The sequence below is a fragment of the Bacillus sp. USDA818B3_A genome, assembly GCF_009928415.1.
Lineage (GTDB): Bacteria > Bacillota > Bacilli > Bacillales > Cytobacillaceae > Neobacillus.
Genome location: NZ_JAABNN010000008.1, coordinates 116,629 through 141,784, shown reverse-complemented (window position 1 = coordinate 141,784; position 25,156 = coordinate 116,629). Strand labels below are relative to the sequence as shown.

General features: G+C 39.9%; 29 protein-coding genes and 1 riboswitch. Of the genes, 15 read left to right on the top strand and 14 right to left on the bottom strand.

The genetic code is table 11. The features are described from left to right. Positions 1 to 10 precede the first annotated feature (10 nt). The 3 genes from menB to menC all read left to right on the top strand — a co-directional run bounded on the left by menB (position 11) and on the right by menC (position 3,557). Positions 11 to 847, top strand: coding sequence for a 1,4-dihydroxy-2-naphthoyl-CoA synthase (gene menB / locus GXK58_RS15600; RefSeq protein ID WP_160724098.1), 837 nt, complete (start codon positions 11 to 13; stop codon positions 845 to 847). Between the two features lie 115 nt (positions 848 to 962). Beyond that, a complete protein-coding gene (locus GXK58_RS15595) occupies positions 963 to 2,441 on the top strand; it encodes an o-succinylbenzoate--CoA ligase (protein ID WP_160724084.1) in 1,479 nt (492 codons plus the stop codon). 6 nt (positions 2,442 to 2,447) lie between these two features. Next, positions 2,448 to 3,557: an o-succinylbenzoate synthase gene (gene menC, locus GXK58_RS15590; protein WP_160724083.1), complete on the top strand. Its 1,110-nt coding sequence runs from the start codon at positions 2,448 to 2,450 to the stop codon at positions 3,555 to 3,557. Positions 3,558 to 3,600: 43 nt separating this feature from the next. On the opposite strand, the gene GXK58_RS15585 is transcribed toward menC, so the two are convergent. From GXK58_RS15585 to GXK58_RS15570, 4 genes are all read right to left on the bottom strand, one after another. Next, the gene (locus tag GXK58_RS15585) at positions 3,601 to 3,762 is read right to left on the bottom strand and encodes a DUF1540 domain-containing protein (RefSeq protein ID WP_160724082.1); all 162 of its coding nucleotides are present in this window, start codon (positions 3,760 to 3,762) and stop codon (positions 3,601 to 3,603) included. A gap of 80 nt (positions 3,763 to 3,842) precedes the next feature. After that, positions 3,843 to 4,880 (bottom strand): cytochrome d ubiquinol oxidase subunit II, encoded by a 1,038-nt coding sequence (locus GXK58_RS15580; protein ID WP_160724081.1) that lies wholly within the window; start codon positions 4,878 to 4,880, stop codon positions 3,843 to 3,845. A gap of 15 nt (positions 4,881 to 4,895) precedes the next feature. After that, positions 4,896 to 6,257, bottom strand: coding sequence for a cytochrome ubiquinol oxidase subunit I (locus GXK58_RS15575; RefSeq protein ID WP_160724080.1), 1,362 nt, complete (start codon positions 6,255 to 6,257; stop codon positions 4,896 to 4,898). Positions 6,258 to 6,383: 126 nt separating this feature from the next. Beyond that, a complete protein-coding gene (locus GXK58_RS15570; protein WP_160724079.1) occupies positions 6,384 to 7,328 on the bottom strand; it encodes a metal ABC transporter solute-binding protein, Zn/Mn family in 945 nt (314 codons plus the stop codon). 208 nt (positions 7,329 to 7,536) lie between these two features. Here GXK58_RS15570 and GXK58_RS15565 point away from each other — a divergent pair, with 208 nt between their 5' ends. Beyond that, positions 7,537 to 8,103: a beta-class carbonic anhydrase gene (locus GXK58_RS15565; RefSeq protein WP_160724078.1), complete on the top strand. Its 567-nt coding sequence runs from the start codon at positions 7,537 to 7,539 to the stop codon at positions 8,101 to 8,103. Here the strand turns inward: GXK58_RS15565 and yidD are convergent. After that, on the bottom strand, positions 8,100 to 8,324 hold the full coding sequence (gene yidD, locus GXK58_RS15560) for a membrane protein insertion efficiency factor YidD (protein ID WP_160724077.1): 225 nt from the start codon (positions 8,322 to 8,324) through the stop codon (positions 8,100 to 8,102). The two genes, GXK58_RS15565 and yidD, sit on opposite strands and share 4 nt — an antisense overlap. 148 nt (positions 8,325 to 8,472) lie before the next feature. On the opposite strand from yidD, the gene GXK58_RS15555 reads away from it, so the two are divergent. Beyond that, positions 8,473 to 8,946 carry an S-ribosylhomocysteine lyase gene (locus tag GXK58_RS15555; protein ID WP_160724076.1) on the top strand — a complete coding sequence of 158 codons (474 nt, stop codon included), beginning with the start codon at positions 8,473 to 8,475 and terminating at the stop codon, positions 8,944 to 8,946. A 39-nt stretch (positions 8,947 to 8,985) separates the two neighbouring features. Here GXK58_RS15555 and ytzI read toward each other — a convergent pair whose 3' ends face one another. Further along, on the bottom strand, positions 8,986 to 9,156 hold the full coding sequence (gene ytzI / locus GXK58_RS15550; RefSeq protein ID WP_160724075.1) for a YtzI protein: 171 nt from the start codon (positions 9,154 to 9,156) through the stop codon (positions 8,986 to 8,988). A gap of 107 nt (positions 9,157 to 9,263) precedes the next feature. Further along, positions 9,264 to 9,521: a DUF6154 family protein gene (locus GXK58_RS15545; protein WP_098531965.1), complete on the bottom strand. Its 258-nt coding sequence runs from the start codon at positions 9,519 to 9,521 to the stop codon at positions 9,264 to 9,266. 242 nt (positions 9,522 to 9,763) lie between these two features. Between GXK58_RS15545 and GXK58_RS15540 the strand changes: the two genes are divergently transcribed. Both GXK58_RS15540 and ytkD read left to right on the top strand, forming a co-directional pair. Further along, positions 9,764 to 10,087, top strand: a complete 324-nt coding sequence (locus GXK58_RS15540; protein WP_160724074.1) for a hydrolase — start codon at positions 9,764 to 9,766, stop codon at positions 10,085 to 10,087. An 85-nt stretch (positions 10,088 to 10,172) separates the two neighbouring features. After that, positions 10,173 to 10,640, top strand: coding sequence for an RNA deprotection pyrophosphohydrolase (ytkD, locus tag GXK58_RS15535; RefSeq protein ID WP_160724073.1), 468 nt, complete (start codon positions 10,173 to 10,175; stop codon positions 10,638 to 10,640). 37 nt (positions 10,641 to 10,677) lie between these two features. Here ytkD and GXK58_RS15530 read toward each other — a convergent pair whose 3' ends face one another. Genes GXK58_RS15530 through GXK58_RS15520 form a run of 3 tightly spaced genes read right to left on the bottom strand, consistent with a single transcriptional unit; the run spans position 10,678 to position 13,279 of the window. Beyond that, on the bottom strand, positions 10,678 to 11,472 hold the full coding sequence (locus GXK58_RS15530; RefSeq protein WP_160724097.1) for an ABC transporter permease: 795 nt from the start codon (positions 11,470 to 11,472) through the stop codon (positions 10,678 to 10,680). Then, positions 11,459 to 12,241: an ABC transporter ATP-binding protein gene (locus tag GXK58_RS15525; RefSeq protein ID WP_160724072.1), complete on the bottom strand. Its 783-nt coding sequence runs from the start codon at positions 12,239 to 12,241 to the stop codon at positions 11,459 to 11,461. Before GXK58_RS15525 ends, GXK58_RS15530 begins: the two co-directional genes overlap by 14 nt. 21 nt (positions 12,242 to 12,262) lie before the next feature. Continuing rightward, complete coding sequence (locus tag GXK58_RS15520) at positions 12,263 to 13,279, bottom strand: ABC transporter substrate-binding protein (protein ID WP_237389684.1); 1,017 nt, start codon at positions 13,277 to 13,279, stop codon at positions 12,263 to 12,265. Positions 13,280 to 13,508: 229 nt separating this feature from the next. Between GXK58_RS15520 and GXK58_RS15515 the strand changes: the two genes are divergently transcribed. Both GXK58_RS15515 and GXK58_RS15510 read left to right on the top strand, forming a co-directional pair. Continuing rightward, the gene (locus GXK58_RS15515; RefSeq protein WP_160724071.1) at positions 13,509 to 14,297 is read left to right on the top strand and encodes an alpha/beta hydrolase family protein; all 789 of its coding nucleotides are present in this window, start codon (positions 13,509 to 13,511) and stop codon (positions 14,295 to 14,297) included. A 40-nt stretch (positions 14,298 to 14,337) separates the two neighbouring features. Beyond that, positions 14,338 to 14,580: a DUF2584 domain-containing protein gene (locus tag GXK58_RS15510; RefSeq protein WP_160724070.1), complete on the top strand. Its 243-nt coding sequence runs from the start codon at positions 14,338 to 14,340 to the stop codon at positions 14,578 to 14,580. Positions 14,581 to 14,666: 86 nt separating this feature from the next. Here the strand turns inward: GXK58_RS15510 and pckA are convergent, their stop codons facing one another. Next, positions 14,667 to 16,253, bottom strand: a complete 1,587-nt coding sequence (gene pckA / locus GXK58_RS15505; RefSeq protein WP_160724069.1) for a phosphoenolpyruvate carboxykinase (ATP) — start codon at positions 16,251 to 16,253, stop codon at positions 14,667 to 14,669. Between the two features lie 252 nt (positions 16,254 to 16,505). Then, positions 16,506 to 16,629: riboswitch (SAM riboswitch) on the top strand. Between the two features lie 293 nt (positions 16,630 to 16,922). Here pckA and metK point away from each other — a divergent pair. After that, on the top strand, positions 16,923 to 18,122 hold the full coding sequence (gene metK, locus GXK58_RS15500; RefSeq protein ID WP_160724068.1) for a methionine adenosyltransferase: 1,200 nt from the start codon (positions 16,923 to 16,925) through the stop codon (positions 18,120 to 18,122). A 298-nt stretch (positions 18,123 to 18,420) separates the two neighbouring features. Further along, positions 18,421 to 20,325 (top strand): asparagine synthase (glutamine-hydrolyzing), encoded by a 1,905-nt coding sequence (gene asnB / locus GXK58_RS15495; protein ID WP_160724067.1) that lies wholly within the window; start codon positions 18,421 to 18,423, stop codon positions 20,323 to 20,325. Between the two features lie 41 nt (positions 20,326 to 20,366). On the opposite strand, the gene GXK58_RS15490 is transcribed toward asnB, so the two are convergent. Beyond that, positions 20,367 to 20,879 (bottom strand): gamma carbonic anhydrase, encoded by a 513-nt coding sequence (locus tag GXK58_RS15490; protein ID WP_160724066.1) that lies wholly within the window; start codon positions 20,877 to 20,879, stop codon positions 20,367 to 20,369. A gap of 127 nt (positions 20,880 to 21,006) precedes the next feature. Here GXK58_RS15490 and GXK58_RS15485 point away from each other — a divergent pair, with 127 nt between their 5' ends. Continuing rightward, entirely contained in the window at positions 21,007 to 21,810 is an 804-nt protein-coding gene (locus tag GXK58_RS15485) for an alpha/beta hydrolase (protein WP_160724065.1), read from the top strand. 18 nt (positions 21,811 to 21,828) lie between these two features. Beyond that, positions 21,829 to 22,911, top strand: coding sequence for a tetraprenyl-beta-curcumene synthase family protein (locus GXK58_RS15480; RefSeq protein ID WP_202171378.1), 1,083 nt, complete (start codon positions 21,829 to 21,831; stop codon positions 22,909 to 22,911). 21 nt (positions 22,912 to 22,932) lie between these two features. On the opposite strand, the gene GXK58_RS15475 is transcribed toward GXK58_RS15480, so the two are convergent. Beyond that, positions 22,933 to 23,505, bottom strand: a complete 573-nt coding sequence (locus GXK58_RS15475; RefSeq protein WP_160724063.1) for a class I SAM-dependent methyltransferase — start codon at positions 23,503 to 23,505, stop codon at positions 22,933 to 22,935. Beyond that, positions 23,502 to 24,467: a TIGR01212 family radical SAM protein gene (locus tag GXK58_RS15470; RefSeq protein ID WP_160724062.1), complete on the bottom strand. Its 966-nt coding sequence runs from the start codon at positions 24,465 to 24,467 to the stop codon at positions 23,502 to 23,504. Before GXK58_RS15470 ends, GXK58_RS15475 begins: the two co-directional genes overlap by 4 nt. Before the next feature lie 192 nt (positions 24,468 to 24,659). Here GXK58_RS15470 and GXK58_RS15465 point away from each other — a divergent pair, with 192 nt between their 5' ends. Both GXK58_RS15465 and GXK58_RS15460 read left to right on the top strand, forming a co-directional pair. Then, positions 24,660 to 24,923: a YtzC family protein gene (locus GXK58_RS15465; protein ID WP_160724061.1), complete on the top strand. Its 264-nt coding sequence runs from the start codon at positions 24,660 to 24,662 to the stop codon at positions 24,921 to 24,923. A gap of 15 nt (positions 24,924 to 24,938) precedes the next feature. Further along, positions 24,939 to 25,115: a glycogen biosynthesis protein GlgD gene (locus GXK58_RS15460; RefSeq protein WP_160724060.1), complete on the top strand. Its 177-nt coding sequence runs from the start codon at positions 24,939 to 24,941 to the stop codon at positions 25,113 to 25,115. Positions 25,116 to 25,156 lie beyond the last annotated feature (41 nt).

The window sequence follows — 25,156 nt, the reverse complement described above, 5'->3', positions numbered from 1 at the left end:
CAGCCAAATGATGAAGGAGGAGATCGTTTTGGCAGTAGAATGGGTTCCAGGTAAAAAATATGAAGAAATTCTATACGAAACTTATAATGGCATTGCTAAAATAACCATTAACCGTCCACATGTACATAACGCTTTTACACCAAGGACTGTTTCGGAAATGATTGATGCATTTGCCTATGCACGTGATGATTCAAATATTGGTGTCATCGTATTAACAGGTGCTGGAGATAAGGCGTTTTGCTCCGGCGGGGATCAAAAGGTAAGAGGTCATGGAGGATACGTTGGAGATGACCAGATTCCTCGCTTGAATGTTTTAGACTTGCAGCGCTTAATTCGTGTCATTCCGAAACCAGTAGTTGCAATGGTAAAAGGATATGCAATTGGCGGCGGCCATGTCCTGCATATTGTATGTGACCTTACGATTGCAGCTGATAATGCTATTTTTGGTCAAACTGGACCAAAAGTGGGAAGCTTTGATGCAGGTTATGGCTCTGGCTATTTAGCTAGAATAGTCGGCCATAAAAAGGCCCGTGAAATTTGGTATCTATGCCGACAATACAACGCTCAAGAAGCATTGGATATGGGCTTAGTAAACACGGTTGTACCATTAGAGCAAGTAGAAGAAGAGACCATTAAATGGTGTGAGGAAATGCTAGAGAAAAGTCCAACAGCTCTTCGTTTCTTAAAAGCAGCATTTAATGCCGATACAGATGGATTAGCTGGTATCCAACAATTCGCTGGAGATGCTACTTTGCTTTACTATACAACGGATGAAGCGAAAGAAGGCCGCGATGCCTTTAAAGAAAAGCGGAAGCCAGACTTTGGCCAATTCCCTCGTTTCCCTTGATGAAAATTGTTCCAAAAACAGCTTGATGGTTTTCCTCCATCAGGCTGTTTTTTATAGACAAGGTAAAGTGCAGCCAGTTCACTTAGCAAAATTGCAAAAAAAGGGGTATTAATTGATGCAAAATGAAACCATGCCTAACTTTTTAATAAAACGTGCACATTTAACGCCAAATCGTACAGCCATTTATTTCAAAGAACAGGTAGTAACCTTTAACGAGTTGTATGAACAATCCTTCCGCGTTAGCGGGAAACTTCAGTCTCTTGGCATTCAAAAGGGACAGTTCGTGGGGATTTTATTAAAAAATCATTTGGAGACAGTGGTCATATTGTTTGCTCTCCAGTTATTAGGGGTGACGGCGGTTATATTGAATAATCGTTTAACGTCAGCAGAGCTTGTTTGGCAGTTAAAGGATTCAAGAGCAGCATTTCTAATTCTTGAAGAATCCTTTGCAGGGATGAGAAAGGATATTCAAAATGAAATTCCTACATTAATGACGATTACAATACCTGATTTAGCTCAAATTGTTCCAGAGAATCCGGTGATCCAGGAAGAGCTGACACTTACTGATATTTGTACCATCATGTATACTTCTGGCACAACCGGTAATCCAAAAGGCGTCATTCAAACCTATGGTAACCATTGGTGGAGTTCAACTGGTTCGGCACTGAATCTCGGCATAATGGAAGAGGATTGTTGGCTGTGCTCGGTGCCGCTTTTCCATATTAGCGGTTTTTCCATCTTAATGCGCAGTGTCATTTATGGTATGCCGCTTGTCTTGCATGAACATTTTGATGCAGAACAAACCATCAAAGACATTGATCAAAAAAAAGTGACGATTATGTCCGTTGTAGGCACGATGTTAAGGCAAGTAGTCGAAACGCTGGGAGACAGACGATTATCTGGGTCCTTTCGCTGTATGCTGTTAGGAGGCGGACCTGCACCATTACCATTATTAGAGGCTTGCGTAAAAAAGGATATTCCCGTTTTTCAATCGTATGGAATGACGGAAACATCCTCCCAAATAGTCACACTATTACCAGAAGACAGTCTGAGAAAATTGGGATCGGCAGGAAAACCTTTATTCCCTTCGCAGCTTAGGATACTGCTTGAAAATGGAGAAAGGGCAAATGCGGGAATGGATGGTGAAATCGTCGTCAAAGGCCCTAATGTTACTCCAGGATACTTAAACCGCCCTGAAGCTACTGAAGAAAAGATTCGTGAGGGCTGGTTTTATACAGGAGATATTGGCAGTCTGGACGAGGAAGGTTTTTTATACGTAAAGGATCGTCGAAGTGATTTAATTATATCAGGTGGGGAAAATATTTATCCCGCTGAAATCGAAGCGATATTGATCGCCCATCCAGCCGTTATGGATGCAGGAGTTACTGGCATCGCTGATGAAAAATGGGGCCAGGTTCCCGCAGCCTTTATTGTAAAAAAAGAAGGGGTCGATCTTTCAAGTGAAGAGCTTCAGCAATTTTGCCTAGACAGGCTGGCTAAGTATAAACTGCCACAGGCGTTTTATTTTATAGACAAGCTTCCTAGGAATGCGGCGAAGAAACTGCTGCGCAGAAAATTGAGAGAGTGGGTGTGAGCGCCTGTGAACATTGCTCTCATTGAGCTGTATATTATTCAAATGCCCTTAAAGTCCCCCTTTATAACGCACCTAGGAGCAGTGGCTAACCGGGAAGGAATCATAGTAAAGATTACTGATAAAGACGGTATCACAGGATTCGGAGAAGGGGTGGCCTTTTCAACTCCCTGGTATACCGAGGAGACCGTTACAACCAGCTTACATATGCTTTCGGATATCCTAATTCCGATGTTAAAACAACATCCGATTAAGCGGCCGGAAGATGCAGCTCAAGCCTTTCAATCCATTAGAAGAAATCATATGGCTAAGGCGGCCTTAGAGACTGCCCTTTGGGACTTATATGCGAAACAGCAGACATCCTCCTTATCAGCCATGCTGAACGGTACTCGGAACGTGATTGCATCAGGTGTTGTAGTTGCCACTGATTCTACTGCAAACGCACTTAAACAAATTGAACAGTATTTAAAAGAGGGTTACCAACGGATTAAGGTGAAAATTAACCCCAAACAGGATTATGCCTTTCTGGCAGAAATTCGGAAGGTATATCCCGAACTGCCCATTATGGCGGATGCCAATTCTGCCTACACTCTAAATGATATAGACCGTATTAAAGCATTAGACGAACTCAATTTGCTTATGATTGAGCAGCCGCTGGGCCAAGATGATATTATTGAACATGCAATACTGCAAAAAGAAATGAAGACCCCCATTTGCCTGGATGAAAGCATCGTGAATTTCGAGGATGCCAGAAAGGCGGTCGAATTGGGCAGTTGTCGAGTGATCAATATAAAAGTTGGCCGGGTAGGGGGACTTTTAGAAGCAAAGAAAATTCATGATTACTGCTTTCTGCATAATATTCCTGTTTGGTGTGGAGGAATGATTGAATTCGGGGTGTCACGTGCTCATAATATTGCCTTGGCTTCATTGCCGGGGTTTACCATTCCGGGAGATATATCCTCATCAAACCGTTTTTGGGAGGAAGATATAATTGATCCGGAGGTAGAAGTGAAAGATGGGCTAATCAAAGTTCCTAACTCTCCTGGTATTGGATTTTCTATAAATGAAAAAAGGTTAAACGAAACATTATTATCGAAAAGGATATTTGATTTTAGATAAGAAAAGGTGAATCAGCATGTCCTGATTCACCTTTTGTATTTGTTTATGATAATTCGACAGGCGCAAATGTCTTACAGTCGGTTTCCCTGCTATTGTCAGCCGTTTCACCTGTGTGGCTTACGACATAGATACGGTCTGCATTACATTTATTTCCATTTCCCCAAAAGGTACAGTTATTTACTTCACATAAAACATCTTTTGCCATTTTGTATCACTCCTTAAAATTTGGATACAAAATTAGCATGTGAAAAATATTTAAAACCTATGCCTTCCAGATAAGGGATGTCACTTTTTGCCCAGTTTGATTTGTCTTAAGTACCGTTTATCATTCATAAACAGGCTCCAAAAGTAAATAAACCCAGGAAACAGGATAGCGAACCCAACGATATAGGTGATAAAAATGGCTCGAAAAGAATTTGGGTCCGTAAATGCCGAATGAATGGTTACTTTAGGGTAGACAATGTATGGCAAATGAGCCCTGCCATAGACATAGCTTGCAAGTAAATACTGGACAGTAATCGCAATTACCGATAAACGGGGCCAGCCTTTTGCTTTTGCAGAAGGGAGCAATAGCCCCAATCCACCGATTAAGAAGCAAGCAAGTGATAAATAAAGAAATACTAAGTTGTCCATCATTTTGTTGTAAATCCACGCTGCTTCACTTTTTAATGTAATCATAATTAAAAAAGCCATCAATAATGAAATCGGCCCTATTATTAGGGCATCCCTGCGGTACACATAGTAAGCCTCGATTTCCTCGGATGCTTTTGAATAGTCAGCTAATAATAGGGAGGAAAGGAATAAGGTGCTTGTTATCGCAAAACCGAAAAAGGCATATTCATTTGGGCTCGTAAAAAGTCCGGCTAAATCCAATGTTTGCCGATTATCTGCAAAGGTGACATAGTATCCATGTGATATAGGCAGAACACTAATTAATAAACCTGGAATCAAGATCCCGCAGATTCCTGATATATACGTGAGTGGTTTTTTATATTCATCTGCAATATGAGAAAAAACAAGAAAAGCACTTCGAATGGCAAGTAATAAAAGAATGAGGCTGCCTGGGACCAACAGGATCGTTCCGAGCGTATAGGCCCCTCTTGGGAACAGGCTATATACAGCAACCACCAAAGCAACAATAAAGGTATTCGTTACCTCCCAGGTAGGGGAGAGATAACGATTGGCAATGTTCGTTGCTTTTGTTTTGGTTCGATTGATATAAAACATGGACCAAAAACCAGCACCGAAATCCATTGTTGCCATAACAGCATAGATAAACACAAATCCCCATAGTACTGTTACCGCTAAGTAAACATCCAACACGGGTATTCCACCTCCTTAAGAATTCGAACTAAATAAGGGTACACCCTTTTGTTCAGCCCTGTTGAGGTCATCGATGACGGAATTCTTCTTAAAGTAATATCTAAGTACAAAAAGTACGGAGAAAGCCAAAATAGCATATACCAAAGCAAATAGGGCAAAAAGTGTGCCAAGATTGGTAGACGTTGTTACTGAATCGGCTGTGGACAGAATCCGATAAATCGTCCATGGCTGCCTTCCTGTACAGGCAAAAATCCATCCGAACTCAATGCCTAATACAGCGAGTGGACCCGATAGGACATACAGCCACATTAACCATTTGGGAAAGTCAGCTTTTTTTAGAATCTTTTTTATGGCCAGACCAAGGAATGAAATCAAAATCAGCAATGAACCGACCCCAACCATGGCATTGAATAAAGTATGTATGAACATTGGCGGCCAGTACTCTTCCGGGAAGTCGTTTAAACCTTTTACAACTGTGTCAAAGCTGTTGCCAGCTAAAAAGCTTAAAGCCCACGGAATCTCAATCCCCCACTTAACCTCCTGTGTTTCTTTATCGGTAAGCCCGCCAATGGTTAAGGGAGCATGGGATTGTGTTTCAAATAACCCTTCAGCAGCGGCTAGCTTTTCCGGCTGGTATTTGTGAAGGTATTGTGCTGATTCATGGCCATTCAAGGCTGTCAATAATGAAAAAATCCCGCCGACAACTAAACTTAACATTAATGCTTTTTGATGGAACCGATAGATTCTCGAAGTTGTCTCTGCTTTTAACATTTTGTAGGCGGAAACAGTTGCGACAATAAAAGCCCCTGTTGTATAAGCAGACAGCGCCACATGTCCGGCGGTTACAAAAAAGCTGGGATTAAAAAAGGCGGCCCATGGGTCAATATCTACTATTTTTCCATTGACGATATTAAAACCGGCTGGTGTTCCTTCAAAGGCATGGACATTTGTAATCAATACAGCAGAACCCATCGCACCAATCACAACGAGGACGAGGCTCGTAATTCTCATCCATGGAGCGATCCTTTCGGCAGCATAAACATAAATCGACATAAATAAAGCCTCGATAAAAAAGGCATAGATTTCAATTTGGAAGGGGAGCGGCATGACTCTGCCAATGACCTCCATAAAACCAGGCCAAAGTAATGATAGCTGCACCCCTGCAATTGTGCCAGTGGGGATTCCTACTCCCAAGAGGACAGCAAATGCCTTTGTCCATCTTTTGGCCATCACTACATATTCAATATCCTTGGTTCTTTGATAGAGAAGCTCGGCTGTTAATATCATCAATGGCAGTCCCACTCCAATTGTCGCAAAAATGATATGAAACCCCATCGTCGTACCAAATAAACTCCTGGCAATAACTAAGTCAGTCATCCTAAAATCTTCCTTTCTCTTCAGACACATATGAAGTTATTGTTTGCAAGAAGAGGAATCCTATGTAATTATTTCCAAAGTAATTTAAAAAATAAAAAGACCTCCCGAGGTTAAGGAGGTCAAAGATTAATTATTTAAAGCTTTTTCTAAAGTTTTTAAATTAGCATTCATTAGAGTAAAGTAGGTTTCTTTATTTTTAAGATTTTCCTTTGAAAGTATGGCCAAATTGTGGATAGATAGAGCTTTTGCCCTCATCTCCTGCTGAACAACTTTGCCTAGTTTTGATTGGACGTTTTCTTCAAAAAGGATATAATGAATGTCATTACTCTCTGCGGTAGAAATAATATTTTCAAGTTGTTTCTGAGTTGGTTCATTGGTTGTTGAAAGGCCAGAGATACTAATTTGTTTTAGGCCATAACGGTTTTCCCAATAACCAAAAGCGGCATGTGTGACCATTATCTTTTTGTGTTTTGCGGTTGATATCGTTTGTTCGAAACTTTTATTCAGATCATCTAACTCTTTTGCAAGTGTCTCGTAATTTTTATTAAAAAAGTCTTTATTTTCGGGCATTTTACTTACTAAATGGTCACGAATTACTGCGGCCATTTCCTTACAATATACGGGATCGAGCCAAACATGGGGATTGATATCACTGTGCTCATGCTCTTCGTGTTCATCCTCTTCATTGGAGCCCGCAGCTGTTGGCAGCTTTAATTTAGAAGCTGTTGCGACAAGTTCAACATTTTCATCTTTTAATGTTCCTTCTGCCTTTTCTACAAACCCTTCTAAGCCGAGGCCAATATAGAAAAATAAGTCTGAATCCGCTAAATTCATCATATCTTTTTGGGATGGCTCAAAGGTATGTTCATCTGCCCCTGGAGGATAAATGGTATTTACATCCACATACTTACCGCCAATTTGTTCGGTAAAATATTGTAGTGGAAAAACAGTGGTATAGACAGTTAATTGATTCTTTTTTTCTTTGGTTTCATTGTTACCTTCATTGGTACAGCCCGATAAAACCAAGCTCAATGGCAGGAATAGAGAGAGGATAAGAATAATCTTTTTCATACGTACTCCTTCAAATGTAAATTAAATCGGATTAATTACGATTTATTATTTAAAAATTTTTGAAATTCTGAAAAGATAATTGATCATAATACGGAACGATTCCGATTTCCATTTGTATAATACAAAAAAAATAGCTTATTTGCAAGTATAATATTTGTTTCCTGATAGGCATATTATGTATGCTTAGTAGGAAAGGATGGGATTAGAAATGACAACAATTTTAAACGAGATCTTAGATTACAATGAGAAATTTGTAGAAAATCATGAATACGAGAAGTATGAGACAACCAAATTCCCTAATAAAAAGATGGTGATCCTTACTTGTATGGATACACGTCTTTTGGAACTGCTTCCTAAAGCCTTGAATTTGGGGAATGGGGATGCAAAAATTATTAAGGATGCAGGAGCACTATTGTCACATCCTTTTGGAAGTGTAATGCGCAGTATTTTAGTTGCTTTATACCAATTAAAAGCGCAGGAAGTCTTGGTTATTGCCCACCACGATTGCGGTATGCTCGGAATGAAGCCGGAGCCTGTGATTGAAAGTATGAAAGCAAGAGGGATATCGGAAGAAACACTCAAAACCCTTACATATTCCGGAATTGACATTGAACAGTGGCTCCATGGCTTTGATAGTGTGACCGAAAGTGTCCAGCATAGTGTGGATATGATCAAAAATCACCCATTAATGCCAAAAGATGTCCCTGTTCACGGTTTAGTGATTGATCCTAAGACAGGAAAGCTCGATTTAATTGTAGACGGTTCTAAAAACTAATCCTGCTTTTTTTCGGGAACAGGATCAACTCCTCCTGGGTGAAACGGATGGCATTTTGCTATCCGCTTCAAAGTCAGCCAGCCGCCTTTAATTGCACCAAATCGTTGAATCGCTTCTAGTCCATATTGAGAACATGTGGGATAGAAGCGGCACGTAGGCGGTTTGATTGGTGAAATGACTACTTGATAAAAACGAATGAACAGAAGAATAATTTTTTTCAATATAAAAATCTCCTTTTTGATCAGGAATCTTATTTACAACATACCATAAATATAAATTATGGTCTAAATTGTTAAATGTAATAAAGGTGATGTATTTAGTCGGATTTTATTGTATGATGATAGAAGATTACAAAAAGGAGTGAATTACATGCCTTCAGTAGAAAGTTTTGATTTGGATCATAATGCTGTTAAAGCCCCATACGTAAGACATTGCGGTGTTCATAAAGTGGGGAGTGACGGTGTTGTTAATAAATATGATATCCGTTTTTGCCAGCCAAATAAGCAGGCAATGAAACCAGATGCGATTCATACATTAGAGCATTTACTTGCTTTTAATATCCGCAAGCATTCTGAGAAGTATAGTCATTTTGACATCATTGATATTTCGCCAATGGGCTGCCAGACTGGCTATTACTTAGTGGTAAGCGGAGAACCAACGGTTGAGGAAATCATCGATCTTTTAGAAGATACGATGAAAGATGCCGTTGAAATCATCGAGGTTCCTGCTGCGAATGAAAGACAATGCGGCCAAGCAAAATTGCATGATTTAGAAGGTGCTAAACGGTTAATGCGCTTTTGGCTTGAACACAGTAAAGATGAATTAAAGCAAGTATTTGCTTAAAAAGAGAAAATTCCTATTCAAACTTAGAATAGGAATTTTTTATACTTTATGATTGTCTTCTTGTGGTTTGCTTTCTTCCTGATCCATATATGGATTATCTTCCAGCGAATCAACGGTATGCTTATAAGAATAGGCTCTAGAAGTAGTGCCCACGGCAAGCAGTAAAATGACGATAACAATAATAATACCTACGACCATAACTGTATACATATTCATTCCCCCTTTTTTACATTGTACCACGAAAAATAGGTATTTTTGAAAAAATACAATTAAAAAGGAAGCGCTTCCGCTTCCAGTTGTCAGGTGTTATGTAAAATTCAATGTATATTCCTAGGATAATAAGTATGTGTACGATGCTGGCCGTACTCTTCTTGAGCAAACTTTCCCTTTAAGCTCTCAATCAGATAAAGGCCCATTAAATCATATAGTTCTTGTTTATCCATTTCTTGAATTAAGGCAAGTAAATCCTCATGTGACATCTCTTCTAAAAAGGCAAACGTCAGCATATCGATATCCTCTTCATCACCGGTTAATTTGTTCCGGTACATTGCATATAATTCATCGACTAATTTCATTTTTCCACCTCCTGCTAAAATGTTTGCTCTCTGGGACTAAAAGTAAATACACTTTATTTATTGGATACCCATTAACGAAAGAAATCATCCCTTCCTTTCAAAATTCGAATTAACTGAAAAATCTGTTTTCTTAGGTGTATGTTTATTATATAGGATACACAGCTAAAAAATGAGTCGAAATGTGAAAAAAGAATAAAAATTTCTCATTTGTACATTACTAAACAGTAAAAGGGGTTGAAGTCATGGATGTCCAAAAGAAAACCTATTTTATTGATGTAGGGACAGGACAAATATCTACTAGTGCTACAGATTCTACCTGGAGCTATAAAATCGAAGCAACTGATGAAGAAATTACCCAATTAAGAGAGCTGTTTGATCAGAACTATTCCACTGAGTGGAAAAACTTCTTTAGAGCCCATGTCCCTTTTGTACAATACCATTATGACAGAGAAAATGACCAGTACGATAGTACCATTCAACAAGTTTACAGTATGCTGCATCAACTTGGGGACCAAGATGCTAAAAATCATATTGAGAGTATGAATATTTTACCTAAAAATCAATGAATGCTGCCCGGAGAATCCAACAGTTTAAGGATTCTTCTTTTTTATATATAATTATAACATTAAAAAAATTTTGGGGCGGATAAAGATGATACAGTTTCTTGATTTTAATGGTAATAAAATAGAACTTGCCTTTAGTCATAACGCCTTTACTATGAAGGCTAAGCATGTTTTGGTTGTTTGTCAACTAAGGGATGGCTGGTTTTTAACAAACCATAAAATTCGGGGTCTGGAATTTCCAGGAGGAAAGGTTGAACCGGGAGAAACGCTTGAGGAAGCAGCTAGAAGGGAAACCTTCGAGGAGACAGGTGCGATTCTTGATCATCTTGAATTCATAGCAGAATATAAAGTAAATGACACTGAAGATGGAGGATTTGTAAAAGCTGTATTCTGGGGGGAAGTGGCCAGGATAGAGAAGACCGGAATTTATTTTGAAACCAACGGACCTGTTGTCGTAGAGGGGGATCTTTTACAGCTCCGCTTTTCCGAACAGTATAGCTTTATTATGAAAGATCGGGTTATCGAAGAATGTTTAAACTATATTAGTCGCCTTTAAAGAGCGAATGAAAATAGCAGAAGCATGATGTCCTCTGCTATTCTTTAATCAGTTTTTTCTCTATTAAATCAACGATCTGATACATAATCGTCGCAAATGCAGCAATAACCAGCAGGGATAAAAAGACCAGTGTAAAATTAAATACCTGAAATCCATAAATAATTAAGTAACCAAGCCCTTTCGTTGAAACAAGGAATTCTCCAACGATTACCCCGACCCATGAAAGTCCCACATTAACCTTTAGAGTTGAGATAATGGCGGGGAAGCTGGCCGGAATGATTGCCTCCTTAAAACATTGAACGCGTGTCGCTCCAAACGTTCGAAGGACCTTTAAGTAATTCGGGTCGACTTCTTTAAAGGAAGTGTACACAACCATGGCAGTAATAATAACAGAAATAATGACCCCATTGGCGATAATAGAGGTATACCCAGGACTAAGGGCAACAATAATTACCGGTCCTAAAGCCACTTTTGGCATCGCATTAAAAATCACAAGATAGGGGTCAAGTACTTTCGATAGGAAGGGGGACCACCATAGAACGGCGGCGATAATAACGCCCAAGATCGTACTAACGATAAATCCAATGACTGTTTCCATCAAAGTGGCCCCTATATTTGTTAGTAGTGAGCCATCTTGAATTTTTTCTATCCCTAAAGCCCAAATTTTTGCAGGAGAACTGAAAATAAGCGGATCAATCCACTGCATCCGACTGAATAATTCCCAACCCGAAAAAATGAACAGGAAGATAATCAGCTGATAAAAACGGACCCATCTTTTTTCAATTTTTAATGACCTTAAGAATTTTTTATGGAGGAGTTCATGTGTTTTCATGTCTTGATTCAAGAGATTCCAACTCCTTCCATATCACTTGAAACATTCCCTGAAAGGCCTCATGATTTCTTGCTTCAAAAGGAGACAGCTTTTTTAGCACTTCGGGTATTTCAAATATTTGATGGATTTTACCAGGCTTTGCAGATAGAAGGAAGACGCGGTCGCTCATCGCAATCGCCTCGCCAATATCATGTGTCACAAGGATCGCTGTTTTACCAAACTCATCCAACGTGCGTGAGACTAAATCCTCAAGCTTTAGTTTGGTTTGATAATCCAGCGCAGAGAAGGGCTCATCAAGCATTAAAAGCTTTGGCTCCGTTGCCAGCGTTCTAACAAGGGCGGCCCGCTGCCTCATTCCGCCTGATAATTGCTTTGGCAGGTGGTTTTCGACACCCTTTAAGCCAATCTGGTTTAATAAGTTTAGTGCAGCAGACTTTGATTTATCGTTAAGCCTTTTAGATAATTTAAGGCCCAATAAAATGTTCTCTTCAATGGTTTTCCAAGGGAATAAATAATCCTGTTGGAGCATGTACCCTATTTCATTTTTAGAGGTGGAAACAGGTTTGTTTTCTAAGAGGACCGACCCATGTGTGGGTTTAAGAAGGCTGGAAATGATCGAGAGAAGGGTGGTCTTACCACAGCCACTAGGGCCGAGAAGGGAGACAAATTCTCCCTCCTCAACAGTTAGTGATATACCGGAGAGGGCCGTGGTGGCAGAGGCTTTGGTAAAATAAGTATGATGAATATGCTGAACTTGTAAAAAGCTCATAAAACGGCCTCCCTTTCCTTATTATTCTTTACTCACACTTTCTGCAATGTCCGTGTTTACAAGAGTCTTATGATCCACTTCTTTTGGAAGCTCACCCGATTCTCTCATGATGTTCTGGAGATTGTTCCACTCTTCCTCATCCAATATGGGGTCCGTGGCAAATGATCCTTGGGCTTTATATCGCTCGACAACAGTTATCAAAATATCTAAATCAGTATCTGGAAAATAAGAAATGACTGCTTTAGCTACTTCCTCGGAACTATGGGTGTTTACCCATTGCTGTGCTTTATAAATGGCCCGAGTAAACTTTTCAACTGTGTCTTTATTTTCCTTTATATAGCTTTGTTTGCTCATAAAAGTGGTATATGGTACATGACCGGATTCCTTCCCAAACGAAGCAACAATGTAGCCTTTTCCTTGTTTTTCAAAGATACTCGCAGTTGGTTCAAATAACTGGACAAACTCGCCTGTTCCAGAAGCAAAGGCATTTGCGACATTTGCAAAATCCACATTTTGAATTAACGTCAGGTCCTTATGGGGATCAATTCCATGTTTCTTTAAGACATATTCACCAACCATCTGCGGCATGCCGCCTTTACGCTGGCCTAGGAATACTTTTCCTTTTAATAAATCCCAAGAAAAATTGTCTATTTTTTTTCTAGCTACGAGGAAGGTTCCATCTGTCTGGGTGAGCTGGGCAAAATTGATGACGGGGTCATTTGATCCTTGAGCATAGACATAAATGGATGTTTCTGACCCAACAAGTGCTATATCTGCGCCGCCTGAGATTAAGGTCGTCATAGTTTTATCGCCGCCAGGAGTGGTGGTGAGGGTAACATCCAACCCTTCATCCTTAAAGAAACCTCTGGCAAGTGCTACATATTGCGGCGCATAAAAAATGGACCGAGTGACTTCGGCAATCCGAACCTTTTCTAATTTCTTTTGATTCGGCTGTGTATCATTATTGCAAGCAGCCAATGAAATCATAAGAACACTTATGAGAATGAAGGAGAAACTTAATTTCAACCATTTTTTCACTTTAGGGCCCCCTTTAATACCTTTAATAAATCTGGGCTAATTGCCTAAGATATCGTATGTAGGGATGAAAAATGTGTGAATGCCCAGTTATATTTATTTTTTGGCTGTGTTAAAGGTAATTGTTGATTCTTAGTATCTGATTGGAGCGAAGCCGCCTGGAGCGGAAATCAACATCCATATGATTAACACAGCCCATTTTTAAAAAAATTACCACAAGGATGGACAGCTAATGGATATCAATAATGGCAGGATCTTAGACAGCATCCGTTTCCCTTCTCCCAATCCAAACGTAGAATTAAGGATAATTACCTACCTATCAAACGGGCTAAAAGTAAAAGGGATGCTGGCAGAGCCTATTCAGGAAGGGAATTTGGACGGCTTCCTTTATTTAAGAGGCGGTATTAAAAATGTCGGAAAGGTAAGACCAGCGAGGATTGCCCAGTTTGCCTCAGAAGGATTTATCGTGTTTGCCCCATTCTACCGGGGAAATCAAGGGGGAGAGGGAAATGAAGATTTTGCAGGGGAAGATAGGGAAGATGCCTATGCTGCCTATGAGGTATTAAAATCACATCCTAGAGTTCGTCATATTCATATTTTTGGTTTTTCCCGGGGCGGGGTCATGGCTTTATGGACAGGCATTCATTATCCCGAAGCAGCCTCAATCGTGACATGGGGAGGGGTAAGTGATATGACTCTCACCTATAAAGAACGAAAGGATTTGCGAAAAATGATGAAAAGGGTGATTGGCGGCACACCGGAGAAATTTCCGGACCGATATAAAGAAAGGACGGCTCTCTATGAGCTGGAAAGAATGGATGCTCCTGTCTTGATTATTCATGGGGTGAACGATCAAAACGTCACAGTCGAACATGCACACCGTCTGGAAAGAAGGTTAAGGTCACTGGGAAAACCAGTAGAATGCTGGTATTTTGAGGAGTTTACGCATTATTTTCCACCTGAGGTGAATAGAAAAGTCGTCCAGGATTTATCAAAGTGGATGAAAAATCAAACCAAATGATGATAAAATATAGGTATTATAAGTGGAGGAGCGGATAGTTATGGGAATGCCTCTAGAAATGAATACATTGATTGTGACCAAAGGCAGGGAGCAAAGGGTAGAAGAAAATCTTTTTACTTTAGAAAAAGACGGATACAGGCTATATCCTATTGAAATTCCGATTGAGGTAAGAAAAACACTTGAGTGTGATTCAAGCGGAACAGCATTGGTTAAGAAAGTAGAATGGCAAAAAAATAAAACTAAGCTAACTTATCAATTGGTTTCATTAAATACAACAAACTAACCATCATAAATACTAAGCCCCTGCCAGAGTTGGCAGGGGCATTTTGATTGAAGAATGAATGTTCCGGCTCTAGGCGCCATCCGCTTTTAGACGATTGGACCGCCTCTTTTCTCGATTTCCTCTGAAATATCTGAAAACTTATTAAAGTTCTCCCGGAATTTTAATGCAAGTTCTTTTGCTTTTTTCTCATACGCCAGCGGGTCGGACCATGTTTTACTAGGCTGCAGGACTTCATCCGGCACCCCTGCCACATGGATTGGTATATTTAGTCCAAAGGTTGGATCCTTCACCGTTTCTATCTGGTTAAGTTCCCCTTCAAGGGCAGCATGCACCATTGCTCTTGTATAAGACAACTTCATTCTGTTCCCGATTCCATATTCTCCACCAGTCCAGCCTGTATTTACTAAAAAGACATTTACGTTATGCTCGAGAATTTTTTCACCCAGCATTTCTGCATAGCGAGTGGCAGGGAGCGGCAAGAATGGTGCACCGAAACAGGTGGAAAAGGTTGCTTCGGGTGCTGTTATGCCTCGCTCTGTTCCGGCAAGCTTTGAGGTATAGCCGCTTAAGAAATGATACATTGCCTGTTCTCTCGTTAATTTTGCAATTGGAGGCAATACGCCAAAAGCATCTGCTGTTAAAAAGACAATCGTATTTGGATGACCGGCGATACTTGGTATAACGATATTATCTATCGCTTCCATAGGATAGGCGGCCCTTGTGTTTTCCGTTAATGTGCCATCATCATAATCAGGAATTCTAGAATCTTTATTGAGAATCACATTTTCAAGTACAGTTCCAAAGCGGATTGCATCAAAGATTTGCGGCTCTTTTTCACGGGAGAGATTAATACATTTAGCATAGCAACCGCCTTCAATATTAAAGACCCCATTAGATGACCAGCCATGCTCATCATCCCCAATCAAGCGGCGGTTTGGATCGGCTGAAAGAGTAGTCTTACCTGTTCCAGACAAACCAAAGAATAAAGCTACATCTCCCTCAAGGCCTACGTTTGCTGAACAATGCATCGAGAAAATATTATTTTCTGGAAGTAAATAATTCATCACAGAAAAAATAGATTTTTTCATTTCCCCGGCATATTCAGTCCCGCCAATTAAAACCATTCTTTGTTCAAAGGAGATGATAATAAAGGTTTCAGAATTTGTACCATCAATCATTGGATCTGCTTTAAAATTAGGGGCTGAAATCACTGTGAACCCAGTTTCGTGGGCTAGTAATTCTTCCTCCGTTGGACGGATAAATAATTGTTGGGCGAATAGGTTATGCCAGGCATATTCATTGATCACTTGAATCGGGAGGCGGGACTTTTTATCCGCTCCAGCAAAACCCTTAAAAACATAGATTTCCTCTTTTTCTCTTAAATAATCAAGTACCTTATGAAATAAATTTTTAAAAATTTCTTCAGAAATGGGCTGGTTTGTAGTGCCCCAGTCAATTTTGTTTTTAGTAGACTCCTCCATCACAATAAATTTATCTTGCGGCGAACGCCCGGTATATTTTCCAGTAGAAACACAAATAGCGCCCGTTGAGGTAAGTGTTCCTTCTTTTCTCTTTAACACCTTTTCGACTAATTGGGGAACGGATAGTTGAACTTGGACATGACTTCCTTGCAACAATGGTTTTATTTCATTTGGAATATGAACAGAATTCATTGTCTGAAACCTTCCTTTATCGAGATAATTAAAAATAGTATAACACATTTGTTTTAATAGTCTATACTAATAATTGAAATTTTGTGAATATTTATCCCTTTCAGGTTAAAAAATGATAAAGGCATAACGGATTAAAAAATGAATAAACATAAAAACAGCAAAAGTTCCATTTTACTCTTTTTAGGGAAAATGATATAAATTCGTTGACAATATTCGGAAGAGTAGGTTATGATTTACCCTTGAACGGATACTCTCTTATCCCGAGCTGGTGGAGGGACAGGCCCTATGAAACCCAGCAACCTGCAAACGAAGAAGGATTCCTTTTTTCGGGCAAAGGTGCTAACCTGAGGCAAGGCTTGGCCTTGAACGATAAGAGTGAAAGGCGCGCAAATTTTTGCTTATAAACCTTTCCTCATATGATGGAAAGGTTTTTTTGTTGTCTTTACGTGCCAGCTGCATAATCGTACATTTATTCCATCGTATAATTTCAAGGGGATTAGGAGAAAATGCTGAATCAGTAACTAGGCAGTACATTTCTTTAATAATAATCCTATGTTTATTTCATACTACTAAGGGAATGAGTTCCGTATCAACCCGAGGTTAAACGCCCAAGGTATACATAACCCACACAGCTAAACCTCACGTTATCCATAATAAGGAGGAATTCAGATGTCAACAAAACGTCGTTTGTTTACTTCTGAGTCAGTTACTGAAGGTCATCCTGACAAGATCTGTGACCAAATTTCTGATTCTATACTAGATGCTATTTTAGCTAAAGATGCTAATGCTCGTGTTGCTGCTGAAACATCAGTAACCACAGGATTAGTTCTTGTAGCAGGAGAAATCACCACATCCACCTATGTCGATATCCCTAAGATTGTTCGTGAAACAATTAAGGAAATCGGTTATAATCGGGCCAAATATGGTTTTGATTCTGAAACCTGTGCCGTATTAACTTCCATTGATGAGCAATCTCCTGATATTGCAATGGGTGTTGACCAGGCCCTTGAGGCTCGTGAAGGCCAAATGTCAGATGAGCAAATTGAAGCCATTGGTGCAGGCGACCAAGGTTTAATGTTTGGTTTTGCTTGTAATGAAACCAAAGAGCTTATGCCGCTTCCGATTTCATTAGCGCATAAACTTGCACGACGTTTAACTGAAGTACGTAAAGAGGATATCCTTCCTTACCTGCGTCCGGATGGAAAGACACAAGTAACGGTTGAATACGATGAGAACGATAAGCCTGTACGTATTGATACAATTGTTATTTCTACACAGCATCATCCTGAAATTTCACTCGAGCAAATCCAGCGTAACGTTAAAGAATATGTCATTAATCCTGTAGTTCCAAAAGAATTAATTGATGAAAACACAAAGTATTTTATTAACCCGACAGGCCGTTTCGTTATCGGAGGTCCACAGGGGGATGCAGGTCTTACAGGCCGTAAAATCATTGTAGATACATACGGCGGGTATGCTCGTCATGGAGGCGGGGCATTCTCCGGTAAGGATCCTACAAAGGTTGACCGCTCCGCTGCCTATGCTGCACGTTATGTAGCAAAAAATATCGTTGCTGCCGGCCTTGCTGAAAAAGTGGAAGTGCAGCTTGCCTATGCAATAGGTGTTGCGAGACCTGTTTCCATCTCAATCGATACGTTTGGTACAGGCAAGTTAAATGAAGATGCATTAGTAGGCCTAGTAGAACAAAACTTTGATCTGCGCCCTGCTGGTATCATTAACATGCTTGACTTGCGCCGGCCAATCTACAAAAAAACCGCTGCATACGGCCATTTTGGACGTACAGATGTCGAGCTGCCTTGGGAGCTTACCGACAAAGCGGAAGCACTGCGCCAGCAGGCTAATCTATAAGAAAAAAGGGAGTTGCATTCTGACTGTAACTCCCTTTTTCTATTTTCGTCTGTTTAGATAGGTACAAAGAAGTGAAAAATGAAGGATATCTTGGCGATACAGATCAAACGTGATAAACTTTGGTGATTGCTTAGTTTGTCAGCAGTTACACGCGCTTTGACGAACAAGATAGAAGAGTCCTGTGAGTGTTTGAAATTTTCCTTATGTTCACAGTGCCATTTTTTTTATAATAGTGGTAGTATAAGAGAGATGTTTTTTAGAAGACGTTTAATATGAATTGGAGTAGGTGAGGTACATAATGTGTGGTTTTATCGGTTGTGTACACGACAAAACACAAAACTATAGTGATGAACAAAAACAACTATTTAAAAATATGAACGATTTAATTACCCATCGCGGGCCGGATGATGATGGTTTTTATTACGATGACCATATTCAATTTGGCTTCCGTCGTTTGAGTATTATCGATATCGAGAGCGGTCACCAGCCGCTTACGTATGAGAATGAGCGTTACTGGATTATCTTTAATGGTGAAATTTATAACTATGTGGAACTTCGTGAAGAGTTGTTGAAGGAAGGACTGTCATTTGCAACAAGCTCGGATACAGAAGTTATCATTGCTCTATATAGCCATTTAAAAGAAAAAGCGGTAGAAAAGCTGCGCGGAATGTTTGGTTTCGTCATCTGGGATAAGCAGGAACAAACCCTTTATGGAGCTCGTGATCCGTTTGGGATCAAACCATTCTTTTATTTAGAGGATGGAGGGAGAACCTTTTTTGCGTCAGAGAAGAAAAGCATACTGTTGGCTTTAGAAAATGATGTTCTTAACTATGATGCCCTGCAGCATTATTTGACTTATCAATTCGTTCCTGAACCGGATACTCTTTCAGAGGGAATAAAGAAGTTAGAGCCAGGCCACTATTTTACAAAGAAAATTGGATCTCCAATGGTCATGAAAAAATATTGGAAGGCCCATTTTAAGCCTGTTCAGAAAACAGAAGCTGATTTTACAAAAGAAATCCGCGATGTATTATTTGACTCTGTTGAAAAGCATATGCGCAGTGACGTTCCTGTAGGGTCTTTCTTGTCCGGGGGAATTGATTCCTCTATTATTGCTTCGATTGCAAAAGAATTTCATCCTGCGATTAAGACATTCTCTGTTGGTTTTGAACACAATGGATTCAGTGAAATCGATGTGGCGAAAGAAACTGCTGAAAAGCTTGGTGTTGAAAACATCAGTTACATCATTTCACCTGAAGAATATATGAATGAAATTCCTAAAATCATGTGGCATATGGATGATCCACTCGCTGACCCAGCCTGTGTTCCGCTTTATTTTGTTGCAAGAGAAGCACGTAAACATGTTACCGTAGTTCTTTCAGGTGAAGGAGCCGATGAATTATTCGGCGGTTATAATATCTACCGCGAGCCTCAATCGTTAGAGGTTTTTAATAAAATACCGAGGGTTGGTAAAGTGTTATTAAGAGGTATTGCCGGAATGATGCCTGAAGGAATGAAAGGGAAAAGCTTTATTGAACGCGGCGTAACTCCAATGGAAGAACGTTATATCGGCAATGCCAAGATGTTCACTGAAGCAGAAAAGCGCGATTTATTAAATGTCTACCGTGAAGGTCTAAATTATTTGGATGTTACCAACCCGCTTTACCAGGAATCAAGAGGTTATGACCCGGTTGACCGGATGCAGTATATTGATATCCACACCTGGATGCGCGGAGATATTCTACTGAAAGCGGATAGGGTAACAATGGCTCATTCACTAGAACTTAGGGTGCCATTCCTGGATAAAGAAGTGTTTGAGGTTGCTTCAAAAATTCCAACCAGCTTAAAAACAGCTAATGGTACAACGAAATATATTTTACGTAAAGCAGCGGAAGGCGTAGTGCCAGAGCATGTGCTTAACCGCAAAAAGTTAGGATTCCCTGTACCGATTCGTCATTGGTTGAAGAATGAAATGAATGAATGGGCGAAAAAGATTATCCGTGAAAGCAACACGGAGCATCTAATCAACAAATCTTATGTCTTGGGCTTACTTGAAGATCACTGTCAAGGCAAGGCTGATAACAGCCGGAAGATCTGGACTGTTCTTATGTTTATGGTATGGCATCAAGTCTATGTGGAAAATGTCTACACTTTTCAGCGTGATTATGCAATGCAAAAAGAATTACAATCATTGAAGCATTAATAGCAAAAAGCACCCATCAATTTTGGGTGCTTTTGTTAATTTTATGATTGTAATGACTTATAATACTGCCCTTTCTCGGCATATTCTGTATAAATACGTTTCATTTCTTTTTTGTCTTCGTCTGTTAATTCTCTAATAACTTTTGCTGGTCTGCCAAATGCTAAGGTATTAGGAGGGATTTTTTTTCCTTGAGGCACAAGGCTTCCGGCTCCAATAAAGGCACCCTCACCAATCTCTGCTTGATCGAGAATAATCGATCCCATGCCTACCAAAGCCCCTTTCCTAACAATACAGCTATGAAGTATGACTTGGTGTCCGATCGTCACGTCATCTTCTAAAATTAGCGGGTTATTAGGACTTTGGTGTAAGATAGAGTTATCCTGTATATTAACCTTATTACCTATTTTTGTTGGGGCTACATCGCCTCGAATAACTGTGTTAAACCAGACACTCGACTGCTCGCCAATTTCAACATCACCTGTAATGGTAACATAATCGGCAATAAAAGCAGTCTCAGCAATTAACGGATATTTATCTTTATAAGGGTAGATCATTCAGATTCGCTCCTTTGTATATGATAAGTCTATTTTAACGAATAATCTAAGAGATTTTCAAAAAATAAATTTTGTTATGAAAATTACTTATAATTAAACAAGCAATTTTTCTCAAGGGGGACGACTTATGTGGAAATGGGAAGCAGAAGGGGAGGCAAAAGCAGTAATTGTCATGGTGCATGGTGCAATGGAACATCATGGCCGGTACGGATGGCTGATTGAAATGTGGCGTTTAGCTGGTTTCCATGTTATCATGGGCGACCTTCCAGGGCAGGGGATGACGACAAGGTCCCGCCGCGGCCATATCGATTCCTTTGATGAGTACATTATCGAGGTAAAGGACTGGGTGCAGACAGCCTATCAGTATAACCTTCCAGTGTTTTTATTAGGTCACAGCATGGGCGGCTTGATTTCCATTCGTTTATTACAGGAAGAACAATTGAATGTTGCAGGGGTGATCCTTTCCTCACCATGTTTGGGCCTGGTTTCGGCTCCATCTAAATTTTTAAACGGCTTATCACATGTATTAAATGTGGTGTATCCATCCCTTAGAATGAATTCTGGTTTGACCGTGCAAATGGCCACGAAAAACGAAGATGTCCGTGAAGCGGATGCTAATGATACACTTTACGTGACGAAAATATCCATTCGCTGGTATCGTGAACTTGTGGGAGCTATTAAAGAGGCATTTGAAAATCTAGAAGATACACAGGACCTCCCGATGCTCGTCATGCAGGGCGGGGACGATAAAATTGTTAATAAAGCGACCGTGAAGGAATGGTTTAATCATGTTCCATTATCAGAGAAAAGGTTTAAAGAATGGCCAAAGTGCTATCATGAAATTTTCAATGAACCTGAGCGGGAAGAAGTATTTGAATATGCTAAGGATTTTGTTTATAGTCAATTAAAAGCTATTGGGTATATTGTATAAGAAAGGTAGATGTTTTCCATGATGCCAATCACCCTTATGTCAAGGGTCTACCGCAAAATCCTTCCTGCAGTTCACGAAGAATTGGCTTATTGGAGAAGCCGGGCTGAAAGGATTCCTAATCCAGAATTAAGGAATCAGGCGCTTGCCAGTATCGAACATAAAACCTTCCATTGCGAAGGCGGAGCCATTCTCGCGCTCGCTGCCGGGGAAGATTATAAAAAAGCGGTGAAATTTATTGTTGCCTATCAAACCATCAGTGATTACTTGGATAATCTTTGTGATCGCAGTACGTCACTAGATCCCAATGATTTTGCATTTCTGCATGAATCCATGTCGGATGCACTGTTGTTAGAGGCTGAAGAGAAAAATTACTATCAACTCCGGGAAGACCAGGAGGATGACGGGTATTTACATGACTTATCCCAAACATGCCGTACCGTTTTAAGGGAAGTAGAAAATTATCATCTAATCGAAGATTACCTTCAAGAACTCTGTCGTTATTACTGTGATTTACAAATTCATAAACATGTGGTGAAGGAAGAGAGAGTACCACGTTTAAAAAATTGGTTTAACAGATATCAAGAAAACCTTCCTGAGATGGAGTGGTATGAATTTTCGGCCTGTTCCGGTTCCACCTTAGGCATCTTTTGCTTAGTTTCGTATGCGATGCGTGTGGATTTTCAATTAGAGGATGCAAGAAACATTAGGGAGGGTTACTTTCCTTATATTCAAGGCTTACATATCCTTTTAGATTATTTTATTGATCAAGAGGAAGATATTATCGGCGGTGACTTGAATTTTTGCACCTATTATAAAAGTGAGGAAAAGCTTTTTAAACGGTTAAAGCATTTTGTCACTGAAGCTGACCGGCATACTGAATTTTTGCCGCACAAAAGATTCCATCAGCTTATTAATCGCGGTTTATTAGGTATTTATTTATCAGATGCAAAGGTTCGTAAACAGAAAAATGTGCGAAAATTAGCTAGAGGAATTATTAAATCAGGTGGATGGATTAGTTATTTCTTTTATTTTAATGGACTAGCTTATCGTTCCTTGCAAAAATCGGTTCCAGCATTTATCACACGATCGATAACAAAGTAAAAAACCAGGCTCGGCCTGGTTTTATCTTTTTTCAATGGCAAGGATGAATGGCGGGTTATTTTGCTGGTTAATAAATTGGTATCTAAGAACATGGGCTTTTTTTTGATCGAGTTTTTGACAGTATTCTAGCAAGTCATCTCGTTCGACTGCTCCTTGTTCATGACCGTGATAAATAACAAGGACGATTATTCCTTTGGGAGCCATGATCGCCAATAACTGTTCTATAGCAGCAATGGTTGACTCAGAATGAGTGACAATGCTTTTGTCACCGCCGGGTAAATAGCCAAGATTAAAAATAGCCCCAGTAATTTTCCCATTTTCCACATCAGGTATCTTGACAGAAACATGTTCGTGGCCGGCATGGAAAATCGTTACTCGGTCTAGCAGGTGATTCTCGATTAATCGTTTCTTAGTTGCCTCAATGGCTTCTTGCTGTACATCGAACCCATAAACCTTTCCTGTTTCCCCAACTAAATCTGCTAAAAATAAAGTGTCATGTCCATTCCCTAACGTGGCATCAACTACAATATCTCCGGGGCTAATGGCATTTTTAAGTAAGGTTTTTGCAAAGGGGAGAATTCGTTCCATTTTCATGATAAATTCCCCGCATTTTGCTCATAAAATTTCCCTTGCCAACTGTTTCTTCGCTTCAATTCGGCATCAATCGAATTTAGCACTTCCCATTTATTCACGCTCCACATTGGGCCCACCATTAAATTGATTGGTCCGTCCCCTGTAATGCGATGGATAATCATTTCTGGCGGTAAAATTTCTAATTGGTCGCATACTAAATTTATATAGTTCTCTTGTGAAAGAAATTCAAGCATTCCTTTTTCATATTGTTTTACCATTGGGGTGCCTTTTAATAAGTGCAATAAATGGATTTTAATCCCTTGAACATCTAATTTGGCTACCTCACGCGCTGTTTCCATCATCATGTCATAAGATTCAAGCGGCAGGCCATTGATGATGTGGGAACAGATACGGATCCCGTGTTTACGTAACTTGTTAACACCATCGACATAGCATTGAAAATCATGAGCACGGTTAATGAGTAAGGCAGTCCGTTCATGAACGGTTTGCAGCCCAAGTTCAACCCATAGATATGTTCGTTTGTTTAACTCCGCTAAATATTCGACTACGTCATCAGGCAGGCAATCGGGACGGGTAGCAATAGATAAACCAACAACCCCTTCTTGTTTTAGGACGGTTTCGAATTTTTCTCTAAGAACTTCCACAGGGGCATGTGTATTCGTGAATGCCTGAAAATAGGCCATATATTTGCCGTCTTTCCATTTCGTATGCATTTTTTGTTTAATATCATTAAATTGTGTTTCCAATGACTCTGCTCGGTTACCAGCAAAGTCCCCTGACCCCGCCGCACTGCAAAATGTACAGCCGCCATGAGCCACTGTACCGTCTCGGTTTGGGCAGTCGAAGCCGCCATCTAAGGCCACTTTAAATACTTTATGGCCGAAATGGTTTTTAAGGTGATAATTCCATGTATGGTACCGTTTATCGTCTGTCGCATATGGAAAAGGTTTTGTCTGAAGCATTCAGAAAACCTCCTTTGTTAATGTTGAAGAAGTCATAACCACAATTTTAACATGAAGTCATTTGATATCCAATTACAATTGTCACTAGCCATGCTGGTAATAATTATCGACCTCTTCTTGTGTTTAGGAAAAGGATTGGAGAACAAAATAAGATATGAAGCGTGTGCTTCAAACAATGAGGGGGGTTCTTAGATGGCTACTCGCGACTCAATGGATAATTTAATGCAGCAAGTTGAGGACACAATCCGCTTTGCAGAGGAGCAATACAAGGAAAGCAACCTTCAAGAGCAGTATAATGACGACGGTTATACAAATGCACTGCAGCAGCTTGAGGAAACCTATAATGATATTTCTAAAATGGCCCATAGTGCAAACTCGCAGCAGCGGGAACAGCTCCATCGAATGAGACTCCAAATTCAGCAGCTTCAGAATTCCATGATAATAGAGACTCATTAAGAGGAGGGAAAGATTTTGAAAAAACGTTCGAAGCAAAATAATCCGGAACAAAAAACCCGCAATGGGGTTAATAATCAGGATCTTGAACTCGGCCAGGACCGCGACTTAATAAAAGAAGCGAAAATGAAATATGAGAAACAAGGACAACCAGTGAAATCCAAAATGCATCAAGAAAAAGAACAATCATCTTAATACCATTTGCAAAGACCTCTCACATTGTTGAGAGGTCTTTT